Raw genomic sequence first — 14,284 nt, forward strand, 5'->3', positions numbered from 1 at the left:
GATGCAGCGTGTTCTCATCGCCGGCCCGGTCTCCTGGAACCTGATGATCCACGTGGCGAGCCTGCCGCGCCCGGAGCCGCACACGATCTTCGCCGAGTGGCATCACGAAGCGCTCGGTGGCACCTCGGCGGGGAAGGCGCTGAACCTGGCCCGGCTCGGCGTTCCGGTGACGCTGGCGACAGTGCTCGGCGACGACGAGGCCGGCCGTCGCATCAGGACGGCCCTGGCGGGCATCGACCTGCTGGTCACCGCGAGCACGAACGGCTCTGAGCGGCACACCAACCTGATGGACCGGAACGGTCAGCGATTGTCGATCCATCTGAACCTGCCGTCGCCCGCCGGATCGATCACCGTGCCGCCGCTGGCGGACGTGGACGTGGTCGTGGCCGACCTGGCCGATTTCAGTCGCCCGGTCCTGCGGGCGGCCCGCGAGGCGGGTACCGAGATCTGGTGCGACCTGCAGGACTGGGACGGTGTGAGCGAGTTCCACCGCGAGTTCGCTGACACCGCCGACGTGATCTTCGCAAGCGGCGACCGGCTGCCCGACCCGGTGGTCTTCATGCACGAGCGGATCGACGCCGGCGCACGTCTGGTGGTCTGCACGTTCGGCGCGGAGGGCGCGATGGCGCTGACACCCGGCCACGATCCGGTGCACGTCCCGGCCGAGCGCGTCGACGAGATCGTGGACACCAACGGCGCCGGGGACGCGTTCTTCGCCGGTGTCCTGGCCGGGCATCTGCGCGGCGCCGGGCTGGACGAATCCCTGCGTCTCGGCGCGTCAGCGGGCGCCGCGGCGGTGCGCTCCCGCGAGCTCGCCGGCTGAGATCTTGGCGAGTCGCCCCCGCACAGTGCGACCCGCACAGTGCGAGGCCAACTCGCCAAGATCGCCGGCGAACCTCAGGCGCGTTCCAGGACGACGACGGGGATCTCGCGGGAGGTCTTCGTCTGGTACTCGTCGTAGTCGGGCCAGACCTCGGTCATCTTCGCCCACATCTCCGGCTTCTCGTCCGGGGTCGCCACCCGGGCGGTGGCCGGGAAGCGCTCGCCCTTGATCTGGACCTCGACCGAGGGGTCGGCCGCCAGGTTCACGAACCAGGCGGGCGGCGCGTCGGTGCCGCCCTTCGACGCCACCACCAGGTACGCGTCGCCGTGCTCGCGGAAGATCAGTGCGTGCGAACGCTCCTCGCCGGACTTACGTCCCTTGGTGAAGAGGATCAGGATCGTGGTGCCGTTGCGCCAGTAAAACCCGTCCTCCCCGTCGGTCTCCAGGTACCGCGCGACATGCGGCGCGCCGTGCAGATCGATCGCAGAAGTCATGCTCCCGACCCTACCCACGCTGCGACGCGACCCACACAAAATGGGGTGACAGGCCCCACGGGCCGTGTAGCAGCATCATCGTCGTGGATGTGCGCGGACCGGGACGATACCTCTGGTGGCTGGCGAGACAGTGCCGGAGGCGGGTCGCCCTCGGCGCGATGCTGGGGTCCGTCTGGTTCGTCACGCTGGCGCTCACGCCGTACCTCATCTCGCAAGCGGTGGATCGCGGCCTCGCGCCGCGCAACCTGAGCGCGCTGATCTCCTGGGTCGCGGCGGTCCTGATCCTGGGGCTGACCACGGCGGGGCTCGGCATCCTGCGGCACCGCACGATGACCAAGCTGCGGCTGCAGGCCGCGCTGCTCACCGCGGATCTGGTGCTGGCGCACGCGACCAGGCTCGGATCCGCGTTGCCGCGCCGGGTCACCGCGGGCGAGGTGGTCACGATCGGCATCTCCGACGTGTGGACGATCGGCCGGGCGATGAACGTCGGCGGTGTCGGGGTGGCCGCGACAGTGGCGTTCCTGACCGTGGCCACGCTGCTCTTCGGCACGTCACCGACGCTGGCCGTGGTGGTGCTCGTCGGGATGCCGGCGCTCGTGGTGATCGTCGGCCCGCTGCTCGGGCGCACCCAGCGGGCCGGGGCGCGGTACCGCCACGCGCAGGGCGAGCTCACCGCTCGGCTCGTCGACGTCCTCGGTGGCCTGCGGATCCTCAACGGCCTCGGTGGAAAGGACACCCATCTCGACCGCTACCAGCGGGAGTCGGCGCGGGTCCGGGATCTGGGATACCGGGTGGGCCGGCCGGCCGGGTGGATCGGCGCCCTCGGTGACGGCCTTCCGCTGATCTTCCTCGGGGTGGTGACCTGGCTGGCCGCGCGGCTCACGGCCGCGGGTTCGCTCACCGTCGGTGAGCTGATTGCCGTGTACGGCTACACGGCGATGCTGGCCGTGCCGGTGAACGTGCTGATCTTCTGCGGCTTCGACATCACGCACGGGCTGGTGGCCGCGCGGCGCGTCACCGAGTTCCTGCGGCTGCCCGTGGACGACCGGGCCGGCGCGCCGCTGACCGCCGCCGACGTGTTGCACGATCCGGAGTCCGGCGTGTCCGCCGAGCCCGGGCGGTTCACCGCGCTGGTGGCCGACCGGCCGTCCGACGCCATCGCCGTGATCGACCGCCTGGGCCGGTACGTCCCCACCGGCGCGACCTGCGGCGACCGCCGCCTCGACGAGTTCGCGTTGCCGTCGGTGCGCTCCCGTGTCCTGGTCGCCGAGAACGACGCGAGCCTCTTCGCCGGCTCGCTGCGGTCGGTGGTGGCCGGCCCGTCCGAGCCGGACGAGGCGCGGGTCCGGGCCGCGGTCGCCGCGGCGGCCGCCACCGACATCGCCGGCGACCTCGGCCGGGAGGTGGAGTGGGACGGGCGCAACCTCTCCGGCGGCCAGCGCCAGCGGCTGCGGCTGGCCCGCGCGCTGCACGCCGACCCGGAGATGCTGCTCGCGGTCGAGCCCACGTCGGCGGTCGACGCGCACACCGAGGCGGCGATCGCGGAACGGCTCACCGCCGCCCGAACCGGCCGGGGGACGCTGCTCGTGACCACCTCACCGGTGCTGCTCGACCGCGCCGACCGGGTGCACTACCTGGTCGCCGGGCGGGTCGCGGCCAGCGGCACGCATCAGGAGCTGCTGGCCGGCTCACCGGGGTACCGGGCGCTTGTCACGCGAGCCTCCGGGGAGGCGCTGTGAGCACGTCGTTGCCGATCGCGGGTAACCGCGAGGTGGGCCGGGCCGCGCTGCGCCTGCTCGTCGCCGACCGGGCCGCGGTCGCCGCGATGATCTCGTTCAGCTCGCTGGCGGCCCTCGCCGGGCTCGGCGCGCCGTGGCTGCTCGGCCGGGTGATCGACACGGTCTCCGCGGGCGGCGGCGGTGCGGCGGTGGACCGGCTCGCCCTCGGCGTGCTGGTCTGCGCGGTCCTGCAGACGCTGCTGGCCCGGGTCGCGCTCGGCATCGGCTACCGGTTCGGGGAACGCACGGCGGCCCGGATCCGGGAGGGCTTCCTGCGGCGGGCGCTCGCCCTGCCCGCGTCCGTCGTCGAGCGGGTGCCCTCCGGAGACCTGGCCGCCCGCGGCAGCACCGACGTCGACGCGGTCGCCACCACGCTGCGCGACGTCCTGCCGAAGGTGTTCATCGGCTTCGTCCAGGTGGTCTTCATCCTGGTCGCGGTGCTGGCGATCGACCCGCTGCTGGGGCTCTCCGGTCTGCTCGGGCTCTCCGGCATCTGGTTCTGCGTGCGGTGGTACCTGCGCCGGGCCCGGGACGCGTACCTCGCCGAGGGCGCGGCGAACTCCCGGCTGGCCGAGGAGCTGTCGGCCACCACCTCGGGCGCGCGGACCGTCGAGGCGTTCGGCCTGGAACGCCACCGCCTCGCCGCCGGCGCCGCCGCGATCACCGAGACCCGGCGCACCCGGCTCGCCACGCTCGCCCTGCGCACGGTCTTCTTCCCGCTGGTCGAGGCGTCGTACGTGATGCCGACCGTGCTGGCGCTGCTGCTCGGCGGCCTGTTCTACATCGACGGCCGGACCACCCTGGGCACCGTGGCGGCCACCGTGCTCTACCTGCGGCAGCTGATCAACCCGCTGGACACGATCCTGCTCTGGGTCGAACAGTTGCAGAGCAGCATCGCGTCGTTCGCCCGGATCGAGGGACTCGGGTCGATCCCCGCCGACCGGACCTACGCCGAGGTGTCGCCCCGCGACGACCGGATCGAGGTCCGTGGCGTGCGGTACTCCTACGAGAACGGCCGGGACGTGCTGCACGACGTCGACCTGACCGTGCGGCCCGGCGAGCGGCTCGCGGTCGTCGGCCTCTCCGGCGCCGGCAAATCCACCCTCGGCCGCCTGCTGGCCGGGGTGGACCGGCCGTCCGCCGGTTCCGTGACGGTCGGCGGGGTGCCGATCGCCGATCTGCCTCCCGACCAGCTCCGCCGCCAGGTCGTCCTGGTCACCCAGGAACACCACGTCTTCCGTGAGTCGCTGCGCGCCAACCTGATGGTCGACGCCTCCGACTTCGCATTGCGGCGGGCGCTTGCCACCGTCGGCGCGGACTGGGCCGACGACCTCGACCGCGATCTCGGGGAGTACCCGCTCGACGGCGCGCAGGCGCAGCAGCTGGCCCTGGCCCGGGTGCTGCTGGCCGACCCGCACACGGTGATCCTGGACGAGGCCACCGCGCTGCTCGACCCGACCGCCGCACGCACCGCCGAGCGCGCCCTCGCGGCAGTGCTGCACGAACGCACGGTGATCGCGATCGCCCACCGCCTGCAGACCGCCCACGACGCCGACCGGGTGGCGGTGATGGACGACGGCCGGATCATCGAGCTCGGCACCCACGACGACCTGGTCGCGGCCGGCGGCCCGTACGCGGAGTTGTGGCGCTCCTGGCACCACACCCCGTCGGTGCACGGCTGACCGGCTCAGGTAGATCGTGGAAACGTCGATCGGAATTGGCGCGCCGGAGCACTGTGTCGACGGTCAAGGCGAAGTGTTTCCGCTAGTAGCCGGCACGAGCTACGGCCGGGCGACGCCAGCCGTAGGCCAGAGCGGTTATCCGGGCTTGATCACATGCTTGAGCTACGGCCGGGTGGCGCCGGCCGTAGGCCGGAGCGGTTACCCGGGCTTGATCACATGCCTGAGCTACGGCCGGGGCGGCGGGTTCCAAGATCGGCGAGGCGGGAGGTGCAGGTGCCAGGTGCGAGGTGCCATGTGCGAGGTGCCATGTGCGAGATGCCAGCCGCAGGACGCCAGCGCGGGGGGCGGGGCACGCGAGGGCGCGGGGGCCCAGGCGGCGCGGGCCCGGGCACGGGGGGCGCGCGGGGCCCGCGGGGCGCGCGGGGCAGGCGGGGCAGGCGGGGCGCGCGGGGCACGCGGGGCAGCCGGGGCAGGCGGGGCGTCAGGGGCTCAGGGTCTTTCGCGCCGCCGGCCGCTGATCGCGTGCGCACGGCAAAGCGCCCGCCCCCCAACCAGGGGGACGGGCGCTTCACCGGCGCGGGATCAGATCGGGTTGGTGTACTCGGCTCCGGTGCCCGGGACCCGGGTGGGGAGGCCCCGGCGGCTGCGCTCCGCGCGGATCGCCACGTCGATCACGTCGTACGCGGAGCCGACGAGCGTGATCGCGATCGCGATGCCGGTCAGCCAGGACCCCGGGTTCGCGGTCGAGCCCCAGTCCAATGTGGACAACCACTCCGGGTTGAAGAAGCGGTCGGTGCTCAGCAGCCACACCACCGGCGCGGCGAACAGGACCGCGAGCAGCGCGTTCACCACTGTGACAGTGTGGTCCCAGGTCTGCTTGCGGAACAGCCACACCGCGTACAGCGCCTCAAGAATCAAGACCACGATCAGGTACGGCCACCAGAAGCCCCAGTTGTCCGGGTTGAGGACGGGCACCTCGGTGAACGTGAACTGCTGCAGGATCAGGGCGACGATCAGCAGCACCGGCCACGCGATGCCGGCCGCGAGTTCGCTGATCGTGGTGGCCCGCGGCTCGTACCGCGGCAGGTCGCCCAGGTTCCAATCGCGGCGGGGCAGCCCGCGCAGCTCGGAGCGGCCGACGCCGGTGCGCTCCATGATCGCGAAGACCAGGGTGACCCAGAACGCCATGTGCGCGCCGACGGTGATCACGGTGCTGACGGCGGTGCCGATCGCCGCGCCGATCGTCGCGTCCTCGAGGAGCTTGATCGTGGTGGTGACCACGACGACGATCGGCAGGACGGTCGAGAGCAGCAGTGTGAGCAGCCGGCGCCACACGTCGAAGAACTCCGGGCCGATCAGGTACTGGCGGCGATCCGCGTACCCATCGGCCAGCCGATCGGGATCGCCGAGCTCGAGCAGCGTCTGCTCGACCGCCGCCTCCGGCGGCGAACCGCCGGCCACCCTGGCCTCGACCGCGTCCTCGATGGACGTGCGCAGCTCGCGGTCGATGTCGGTGCGCTGCGGCTCGGGGACGCGGCGCAGGACGGTGAGGACGTAACGGTCGATGAGCGTGGTCACTGGTGGCTCCCGGGGGTGTCGAGATCGGTCACTGCCTTGTCGAGCCGCGCCCACTCGTCGCGCAGCGCGGCCGCGATGGCGTCGCCCTGCTCGGTGGTGCGGTAGAACTTGCGCGGGCGGGCCTCGTCGGTGTTCCACGAACTGGTCAGCAGGCCCTGGGACTCCAGGCGCCGCAGCAGGGGGTAGAGCGTGTTCGCCTCCACCTCGAATCCGGCCGCGCTCAGTGTTTCGAGCAGCGAGTACCCATATCCCGGCTCCCGGAGGACGGTGAGGCTCGCGACGACGACCGTGCCGCGGCGCAACTCCTGGAGGTGAGTGGAGAGCGTCGCATCCATTGTCATGCCCGAAACGATAGTGTGCCTCACACACTATGGCAAGCCACACGACATTGGCTCAGCCCATCTGAGCAACCCGGCAAATCGGTCAGAGGGCGGCCTCGATCAGGGTGGCGGCCCGGGTGGCGCCGCCGCTGGCGCGTACCTCCGCCTTGATCGCGGCGCTGGTGGCCGGGGCCGGGCCGCCGACCAGGGCGAGCAGCGCCGCCCGCAGCTCCTCGGCGGTGACAGTGGCCGAGTCGACGACGGTGGCCACGCCGAGGGCGGCCAGCTGTTCGGCGTTCGCGAACTGGTCGGCGGCCTGCGGGGCGGCGATCATCGGGGTGCCGGCCCAGAGGCCCTCGCTGCTGCCGCCCATCCCGGCGTGGGTGAGGAAGACGTCCGCCTGCTCCAGGATCGCCAGCTGCGGCACCCACGGGTGCACCTCGACGCTCGCCGGCACCTCGCCGAGCACCGCCCGGTCGACGTGCTTGCCGATCTGGAGCACGGTGTGCCAGCCGGGCAGATCGCCGAAGGCGGTGACGCAGCGCCGGTAGAAGTCCGGATGCTCGGTGAACGCCGAGCCCAGGGAGACGAGCAGGACCTTCTTGCCGAGAGCGGCGGCGGGACGGGTCCAGCCGCCCTGGTGCGAGCGGTCGCCGAAGATCGGGCCGACGAAGTCGTAGACCTTCGGGTCCACCCGGTCGGCGTGCGGTTGCAGGGCGCGCGGGATGAGGGCGAGACCGCGCGCCGGCCGGCCCTGCCACGCCATGCTGTCGGTCACCGAGGAGCCGTTTGCGGTGAGCCACTCGGTGAACCGCCGGTAGTACGCGGCGCCGCGCGGGTCGGCCCGCATCGCCTCGACGACCGGCGCCATCTCCGCCTCGTACCCGTCCCAGGCGACGAACGTGGGGGAGAGCTGGATCGCCGGGATGCCCCACTCCTCGGCGAGCAGCCGGGCGGGCGCGCCGGCGATGTCGTAGAGGAAGAGGTCGGGCCGGTCGTCGGCGTAGGCGGCGCGCAGCTGGGGCAGCATCGCGATCGCGTCGTCGAGGAAGAGCGTGAGCTGCTCGATCGGGTCGCCGCTCCAGGACTCCTCGGTGGTGGGCAGGGTGGATTCGTACGGCTTGAGGGTGGCGCCGGTGGACTCGATGACCTCGGCGAACGAGGGGGCGTTGGCATACGTGACCCGATGGCCCCGCTCGACCAGGGTGCGGACGATCTCCAGGCTCGGGTTGACGTGACCGTGTGCCGGGATGCTGACGACGGCGATGTGCGGCATGGGGTTCTCCTTGGCGGCGGCGCTCCGAACTGACGAGACGAACCGTATCGTCTCGTCGGGTAATGCACAAGACGAGACGTTGCGTCTCGCTGTGGGATAGGGTGTTCGCCATGACCGCTGACCCCACCCGGCGCAACGAGCGCTCCCGCCGGGCCATCCTGACCGCCGCCCTCGACCTGCTGGCCGAGACCGGGTACTCCGAGCTGACCATCGAGGCGATCGCCGCCCGCGCCGGCGTCGGCAAGCAGACCATCTACCGCTGGTGGCGCGGCAAGGGCGCGATCATCCTGGAGGCGCTGGTGGAATCGATCGCGGCCGCCGAGGCGGTCGCCCTCCCGGACACCGGTGATCTGGCGGCCGACCTGCGCACCGTCATGCGGGCGACGGTCGCCGAGTTCGCCGATCCGAAACTCTCCGCCACCACCCGGGCGATCACCATCGAGACGCTCGGCGACGAATCCCTCGGCGAGCAGGTCCGCGACCAGCTGCTCCGCCCTCAGCTCGACGCGGTCAAGGACCGGTTACGCGCCGGCCGGGCCGCCGGTCAGGTCCGCGCCGGGATCGACCTCGATCAGGCGGTGGAGCTGCTCTTCGGCCCGCTCTACCACCGCTGGCTGCTGCGCACCGGCCCGCTCACCGACGATTACGCCGACGGCATCGTGGCGCTCGCTGTCGCCGCGATCAGGCCCTGACCGCGCGCTCGAACGTGACGACGGCGACCTCGTCCGGATCCGGTCCCGCCTCGGCGACGAGTTCGCCCTCGGCGTCCCAGATTCCCGACCTTCCGGAGGTACGGTCGAAGCCCCCGCCCGTGGCACCCGCGAAAGCGGCGGTCACCACCCACACCCCGTGCTCCGCCGCGACTCGCCGGGCCCGCTCGCCGTGCACCCCGCGCTCGTGGTCGTGGTGGACCACCCCGGCGACATAGCCGTCGATGCCCAATGCCGCGGTGCGGGCCGCGTGCTCCGGGATGCCGGTGTCCCGGCAGACCGCGACGCCGAGCCGCCACCCGTCCACCTCGATCACGGCGGGCTCGCCCGGCACGAACCGTTCCGCCTCGGTGCCGTGCAGGTACACCTTGCCGTAGGCGTTCCGCGCCCCCGAGCCGTCGATCGCCAGCACGCCGATCCAGGGGCCGGGGGTGGGCGCGCCGACCAGGGCCAGCGTGCCGGTCGCCGCGCAGGCCTCGACGATCGGCGCCAGCCGCGGGTCGTCCGGCTCGACGAGGGGCGCGGTCAGCTCGTACCCGGTCAGCGACATCTCCGGGAAGACCACCACCCGGGCGTTCGCCGCCCGGATCGCCGCGGCGTGCGCCACCGCGTTGCCGGCCACGTCGAACGCGGTGGTCGACGGCTGGGCCGCCGCGATCGTCAAGCCCGGCATGGTCGAGCCCGGCATGGTCGAGCCCGGCTGCGTCGAGTTCTGCGAGGATGCGTTCACACCCGCGAAAATACCCGGGGACCGTTTCGCCGGGCCGAAGCCCGCGCTCAGCCGGAGCCGCAGCGTGCCGATCAGGCTGGTGTAGTGGGTTTCGCACCACCGGAGGGGGCTCGTCGGTGCGCTATTCGCGGATCACCATCAAGGTCCGTGTCATCGCCGCGATGGTGCTGATGCTGGTGTTGTCGATGCTGGTGGTGGTCTCCTACATCACCAGCCGCAACGCGAGCGAGGCACGGGACTCCGGCTTCGCCTACGCGGACGAGGTCGCCCGGGAGAGCGGCGCCCAGATCCAGGAGGCGATGCTCATCGGGCTGGGCACCGCCCGCGACCTGGCGCGGGCGATGAGCGCGGCGGCGGAGAACGGCGCCACCCGGCAGCTCGCCAACGCCGAACTGCGCGCGATCCTGGAAGGCCACGAGGACTATCTGGGCACCTGGGTGGGATTCGAGGCGAACGCGTTCGACGGCCGGGACCGGCGGTACCGCAACGCGACGGCCAGCGGGCACGACGCGACCGGACGGTTCGTGCCGTACTGGTACCGCGACGGCTCCACGATCAAGGTGAGCGCCCTGACCGGGTACACCGAGGCGGGCGTCGGCGACTACTACGTGGTCCCCCAGGAGACCGGCAAGGAGAAGGTGGTCGAGCCGTACCTCTACGACGTCGGCGGCGTGCAGACCCTGATCACCTCGGTCGCCGCGCCGGTCGAGGTGGACGGCACGGTCCAGGGCGTGGCCGGCATCGACATGTCGCTGGCCACGCTGCAGGAGCTGGTCGCCGGGGTGAAGCCGTTCGGCACCGGGTCGGCGACCCTGATCAGCACCGGCGGGTTGCTGGTGGCCGGCGGCGACGACGAGGCCGGCTCGGCGGCTCCGGCGGACCTGACCGCGCTGGCCACCGCCGCCACCGAAGCCGGCGCCACCAGCCGGAGCGTCACCGACGTCGGCGGCGAGGAGACCCTGCGGATCGCCGCGCCGCTCGTCATCGGGGAGAGCGACACCTGGTCGCTGGTGGTGTCCGTGCCGACCGGCACCGTGCTGTCCGCGGCGAACAACACCAAGTGGATCAGCATCGCGCTGGCCTGCGGAGCGGTGCTGATCGCCGGGATCGTCGCGTCCGTCCTGGCCCGCAACATCGTCCGGCCGATCGATCGCCTCCGGGACCGGATGGCCGAGATCGCCGACGGGGACGGCGACCTGACCCAGCGCGTCGTCGCGGCCCGCGACGACGAGGCCGGCCAGCTCGCGAACGCGTTCAACCGGTTCGTGGAGAAGGTCGCCACCACGATCCGCGGCATCGCCGGGTCCACCGGCACCCTCTCCACCGCGGCGCAGGAACTCACCGACGTCAGCGCCCGGCTGGAGACCGGCGCCACCAACGCGTCGCATCAGGCGGTCGCCGCCAGCGACGCCAGTGAACAGGTGAACTCCGGCGTCCAGGCCCTCGCGGCCGGCGCCGAGGAGATGAGCGCCTCGATCGCCGAGATCTCCAGCAACGCCACCCAGGCCGCGCAGGTCGCGGCGCAGGCCGTCTCGATCGCCGAGCGGACCAACAGCCAGGTCGCCGAACTCGGCGCGGCCAGCACCGAGATCGGCGAGGTGGTCCAGCTGATCACGTCGATCGCCGAGCAGACGAACCTGCTCGCCCTGAACGCCACGATCGAGGCAGCCCGCGCCGGTGAGCTGGGCAAGGGATTCGCGGTGGTGGCCGGTGAGGTGAAGGAGCTCGCGCAGCAGACCGCGTCGGCCACCGAGCAGATCACCGCGCGGATCACCGCGATCCAGACGTCCAGCGGCTCGGCGGCCACCGCGATCAGCGAGATCGCCGAGGTGATCGCGCAGATCGGGGACTACACGACGACCATCGCCTCGGCGGTCGAGGAGCAGACGGCGACGACCGCGGAGATGAGCCGGACCGTCACCGACGCCGCGTCCAGCAGCGGCGAGGTGGCGCAGACCATCAACGGGGTGGCAGCGGTGGCGGCGTCCACGGCGGAGGGCGCGCGGACCACCCAGCAGGCGGCCGCGAACCTGTCCCGCCTCGCCGACGAGCTGACCGGCCTGGTCGGAGCGTTCCGCTATTAGCGCAGGCCCTCTTCGGCGCGGGCCGCGGTCGGGGCCCGCGCGCTGGTCAGGGTACGGGCGGTGTCGATCAGCGGCACGTGGCTGAACGCCTGCGGGAAGTTGCCGACCAGCCGGCCCGCCTCGGTGTCGTACTCCTCGGAGAGCAGGCCCACGTCGTTGCGCAGCGCCAGCAGCCGGGCGAACGTCTCCCGGGCCTCGTCGTGCCGGCCCATCAGCGCGTAGTTGTCCGCCAGCCAGAACGTGCAGGCCAGGAACGCGCCCTCGCCGGGCGGCAGGCCATCCACATCGGACTCGGGATGCTGTGTGTACCGCTGCACGAACCCGTCGACCAGCAGGTGCTCCTCGATCGCGGCGACCGTGCCGATCACCCGTTCGTCGTCGGCCGGCAGGAACCCGACGAGCGGCACCATCAGCAGCGCGGCGTCCAGCTCCGCCGACCCGTAGAACTGGGTGAACGTCTTGCGCCGCGGGTCGTACCCCTTCTCCAGGATGTCGGCGCGGATCTCCTCCCGCAGCCGGGACCACCTGTCGGCCGGACCGTCCAGATCGAACTCCTCGACCGCCTTGACCGCCCGGTCGGCCGCCACCCAGGCCATCAGCTTCGAGTGCACGAACTGCCGGGGACCGCCGCGGACCTCCCAGATGCCCTCGTCCGGGTCCCGCCAGTGCTCCTCGACGAACTCCATCAGCTTCACCTGCAGGCCCCAGGCCGGGTCGTCGGCCTTCAGACCGGCGCGCCGGCCCTGATGCAGGGCGTCCATCACCTCGCCGTAGACGTCGAGCTGGAACTGCTCGGCTGCCGCGTTGCCGATCCGGACCGGGTTGCCGTCGTATCCGGTCAGCCAGGTCGCCTGGAACTCGTCGAGGCGGCGCTCGCCGGCTACCCCGTACATGATCTGAAGCTCTGCGGGGTTGCCGGCGATCGCCCGGAGAAGCCACTTGCGCCAGGCCGTCGCCTCGCTCTGGAATCCGGAGTAGAGCAGCGACTGGAGGGTGATCGTGGCGTCGCGCAGCCAGCAGAACCGGTAGTCCCAGTTGCGCACCCCGCCGAGTTTCTCCGGCAGGCTGGTGGTCGCGGCGGCGACGATGCCACCGGTGGGGGCGTAGGTGAGAGCCTTCAAGGTCAGCAGCGAGCGTACGACCGCGTCCCGCCACTCACCCTCGTACGTGCACGCCGACACCCAGCCACGCCAGTACCCTTCGGTGACACCGAGCTGGTGCACGGGGTCGGCCGGCTCCGGCATCGGCAGGTGGGACGGCCGCCAGGTCAGGGTGAACGGGATGCGGTCGCCGGCCCGTACCGTGAAGTCGGCTTTCGTCGCCAGGTTCTCGCCGTGCGTCGGCACCGGTGTGCGCAACCAGGCCGCGTCCGGGCCGGCGACCGCGACCAGGTCGTCCTGCTCGCGATAGACCCACGGCACCACGTGGCCGTAATCGAAACGCAGCCGCAGCAGCATGCTCATCTCGACCTCGCCGCGCACACCCTCCACGATCCGCACCACGGACGGCGACTCGGTGCGCGGCGGCATGAAATCGATCAGCCGGACCACGCCGCCGGACGTCTCGAACTCGGTCTCCAGCACCAGCGTGTCGTCCCGATAGCGCCGGGTCACGCTGCTCTCGCCGGTCGGCGCGATCGTCCAGTGCCCGTTCTCCGGCTCGCCGAGCAGGGCCGCGAAGATGGCGCCCGAGTCGAACCGCGGCACGCACAGCCAGTCGATCGACCCGTTGCGTCCCACCAGGGCGGACGTGTGAGTGTCCGCAATGATCGCGTAGTCCTCGATCGGAAGCGCCATGACCAGTGTCTTTACCCCGTGGTGCCAGGATGACACGGTGACTATGGTGGAGACCAACGGCGGCCCGGCCGACCTGGAGGTCGTGCACCGCGCAGCGACCTGGAACTATGGCCACTACACCTCGATGCAGGTCCGCGGCGGCGCCGTCGCCGGACTGGCGTTCCACCTGAGCCGGCTGCGGTCCGGATCGGACACCCTCTTCCCGTCGGCGCCCTTCGATTCCGCCGGGGTGCCGGGTCTGATCAGCCGCGCGCTCTCCGGGCGCCCCGACGCTTCCGCGCGGGTCGCGGTTCTGCCACACCCCGATTTCGGGGGTACGGACGTGATGGTCTCGATCTCCGACCCGGTGCCGGACGCCGCCCGTCCACCGCTGCGGGTCCGGTCGGTGCTGTACGAACGGGAGCTGCCGCACGTCAAGCACATGGCGACGATGGGGTTGACCTACCACCTGCGGGCCGCGCGGCGGGACGGGTTCGACGACGTGGTGTTCGTCAGCCGCGACGGGCTGGTCCTGGAGGGTTCGGTGTGGAACGCGGTCTTCCTCGACCGGGACACGGTGGTCTGGCCGGCCGGGCCCAAACTCGACGGGATCACGCAGCAGGTGCTGCGTCTCGGGCTGCGGGAACTGGGGATCGCGTCGGCGGAACGCGCCCTGTCCCGGGGTGATCTGGCCGGGCTGCGGGGTGCGGCCGCCACCAATTCACACTGTCCGGGGCAGCCGCTCGCGTCGATCGACGACGTCGTCTTCCCGGGCAACGATGATCTGGTGGGGTTGCTGCGGCGTGCCTGGGATGCGGTCGGCTGGGACGCGCTGCCGGTGGGCTGAGGGCGCGGCTCCGGGAGACACGCCTCAGGGAGACGCGCCTCAGGGAGACGCGCCTCAGGGAGACACGGCTCAGGGAGACACGGCTCCGGGAGACACGGCGATGCCCCAGCCGCAGGGGGATCGGCTGGGGCATCGCTTTCCTCGGCTCAGGGGGGTCAGTAGCCGAAGTTCTGGGTGTAGTACGGGG

At 72.0% G+C, this 14,284-nt stretch carries 13 protein-coding genes; 7 read left to right on the plus strand and 6 right to left on the minus strand.

Going from position 1 to position 14,284, the window contains the following annotated elements; translation table 11 throughout:
• Nucleotide 1: 1 nt before the first annotated feature.
• Nucleotides 2–823 (plus strand): PfkB family carbohydrate kinase, encoded by an 822-nt coding sequence (locus AB0F72_RS24890; RefSeq protein WP_360435562.1) that lies wholly within the window; start codon nucleotides 2–4, stop codon nucleotides 821–823.
• A 74-nt stretch (nucleotides 824–897) separates the two neighbouring features.
• On the opposite strand, the gene AB0F72_RS24895 is transcribed toward AB0F72_RS24890, so the two are convergent.
• Complete coding sequence (locus AB0F72_RS24895; protein ID WP_360435564.1) at nucleotides 898–1,317, minus strand: nitroreductase family deazaflavin-dependent oxidoreductase; 420 nt, start codon at nucleotides 1,315–1,317, stop codon at nucleotides 898–900.
• Nucleotides 1,318–1,475: 158 nt separating this feature from the next.
• Between AB0F72_RS24895 and AB0F72_RS24900 the strand changes: the two genes are divergently transcribed.
• Entirely contained in the window at nucleotides 1,476–3,056 is a 1,581-nt protein-coding gene (locus tag AB0F72_RS24900; protein WP_360435594.1) for an ABC transporter ATP-binding protein, read from the plus strand.
• A complete protein-coding gene (locus AB0F72_RS24905; RefSeq protein ID WP_360435566.1) occupies nucleotides 3,053–4,777 on the plus strand; it encodes an ABC transporter ATP-binding protein in 1,725 nt (574 codons plus the stop codon). Before AB0F72_RS24900 ends, AB0F72_RS24905 begins: the two co-directional genes overlap by 4 nt.
• A 582-nt stretch (nucleotides 4,778–5,359) precedes the next feature.
• On the opposite strand, the gene AB0F72_RS24910 is transcribed toward AB0F72_RS24905, so the two are convergent.
• The 3 genes from AB0F72_RS24910 to AB0F72_RS24920 form a co-directional block, all read right to left on the minus strand.
• Nucleotides 5,360–6,355, minus strand: coding sequence for a permease prefix domain 1-containing protein (locus AB0F72_RS24910; protein ID WP_360435568.1), 996 nt, complete (start codon nucleotides 6,353–6,355; stop codon nucleotides 5,360–5,362).
• On the minus strand, nucleotides 6,352–6,696 hold the full coding sequence (locus AB0F72_RS24915; RefSeq protein WP_360435570.1) for a PadR family transcriptional regulator: 345 nt from the start codon (nucleotides 6,694–6,696) through the stop codon (nucleotides 6,352–6,354). Before AB0F72_RS24915 ends, AB0F72_RS24910 begins: the two co-directional genes overlap by 4 nt.
• 82 nt (nucleotides 6,697–6,778) lie before the next feature.
• Nucleotides 6,779–7,951, minus strand: a complete 1,173-nt coding sequence (locus AB0F72_RS24920) for a macrolide family glycosyltransferase (protein ID WP_360435572.1) — start codon at nucleotides 7,949–7,951, stop codon at nucleotides 6,779–6,781.
• 110 nt (nucleotides 7,952–8,061) lie between these two features.
• Here AB0F72_RS24920 and AB0F72_RS24925 point away from each other — a divergent pair, with 110 nt between their 5' ends.
• Nucleotides 8,062–8,643 (plus strand): TetR/AcrR family transcriptional regulator, encoded by a 582-nt coding sequence (locus AB0F72_RS24925; protein WP_360435574.1) that lies wholly within the window; start codon nucleotides 8,062–8,064, stop codon nucleotides 8,641–8,643.
• On the opposite strand, the gene AB0F72_RS24930 is transcribed toward AB0F72_RS24925, so the two are convergent.
• Complete coding sequence (locus tag AB0F72_RS24930) at nucleotides 8,633–9,349, minus strand: carbon-nitrogen hydrolase family protein (protein WP_360435596.1); 717 nt, start codon at nucleotides 9,347–9,349, stop codon at nucleotides 8,633–8,635. The two genes, AB0F72_RS24925 and AB0F72_RS24930, sit on opposite strands and share 11 nt — an antisense overlap.
• A 158-nt stretch (nucleotides 9,350–9,507) precedes the next feature.
• Between AB0F72_RS24930 and AB0F72_RS24935 the strand changes: the two genes are divergently transcribed.
• The gene (locus AB0F72_RS24935; protein WP_360435576.1) at nucleotides 9,508–11,475 is read left to right on the plus strand and encodes a methyl-accepting chemotaxis protein; all 1,968 of its coding nucleotides are present in this window, start codon (nucleotides 9,508–9,510) and stop codon (nucleotides 11,473–11,475) included.
• Here AB0F72_RS24935 and AB0F72_RS24940 read toward each other — a convergent pair.
• Complete coding sequence (locus AB0F72_RS24940; RefSeq protein ID WP_360435578.1) at nucleotides 11,472–13,271, minus strand: glycoside hydrolase family 15 protein; 1,800 nt, start codon at nucleotides 13,269–13,271, stop codon at nucleotides 11,472–11,474. The genes AB0F72_RS24935 and AB0F72_RS24940 overlap by 4 nt on opposite strands.
• Before the next feature lie 43 nt (nucleotides 13,272–13,314).
• Between AB0F72_RS24940 and AB0F72_RS24945 the strand changes: the two genes are divergently transcribed.
• Together AB0F72_RS24945 and AB0F72_RS24950 are read left to right on the plus strand one after the other, a co-directional pair.
• Nucleotides 13,315–14,097 (plus strand): aminotransferase class IV, encoded by a 783-nt coding sequence (locus AB0F72_RS24945; RefSeq protein ID WP_360435598.1) that lies wholly within the window; start codon nucleotides 13,315–13,317, stop codon nucleotides 14,095–14,097.
• The coding region (locus tag AB0F72_RS24950; RefSeq protein ID WP_360435600.1) for a pentapeptide repeat-containing protein at nucleotides 14,094–14,284 on the plus strand (191 nt) is incomplete at its 3' end. The genes AB0F72_RS24945 and AB0F72_RS24950, both read left to right, overlap by 4 nt.

The sequence above is a fragment of the Actinoplanes sp. NPDC023936 genome (assembly GCF_040639325.1).
Classification (GTDB): Bacteria; Actinomycetota; Actinomycetes; order Mycobacteriales; family Micromonosporaceae; genus Actinoplanes.

Coding starts and splice junctions, on each gene's coding strand:
- AB0F72_RS24940 (WP_360435578.1), bottom strand. CDS start 13,271: ATGGCGCTTCCGATCGAGGACTACGCGATCATTGCGGACACTCACACG.
- AB0F72_RS24930 (WP_360435596.1), bottom strand. CDS start 9,349: ATGCCGGGCTCGACCATGCCGGGCTTGACGATCGCGGCGGCCCAGCCG.
- AB0F72_RS24915 (WP_360435570.1), bottom strand. CDS start 6,696: ATGACAATGGATGCGACGCTCTCCACTCACCTCCAGGAGTTGCGCCGC.
- AB0F72_RS24895 (WP_360435564.1), bottom strand. CDS start 1,317: ATGACTTCTGCGATCGATCTGCACGGCGCGCCGCATGTCGCGCGGTAC.
- AB0F72_RS24945 (WP_360435598.1), top strand. CDS start 13,315: ATGGTGGAGACCAACGGCGGCCCGGCCGACCTGGAGGTCGTGCACCGC.
- AB0F72_RS24925 (WP_360435574.1), top strand. CDS start 8,062: ATGACCGCTGACCCCACCCGGCGCAACGAGCGCTCCCGCCGGGCCATC.
- AB0F72_RS24890 (WP_360435562.1), top strand. CDS start 2: ATGCAGCGTGTTCTCATCGCCGGCCCGGTCTCCTGGAACCTGATGATC.
- AB0F72_RS24920 (WP_360435572.1), bottom strand. CDS start 7,951: ATGCCGCACATCGCCGTCGTCAGCATCCCGGCACACGGTCACGTCAAC.
- AB0F72_RS24900 (WP_360435594.1), top strand. CDS start 1,476: ATGCTGGGGTCCGTCTGGTTCGTCACGCTGGCGCTCACGCCGTACCTC.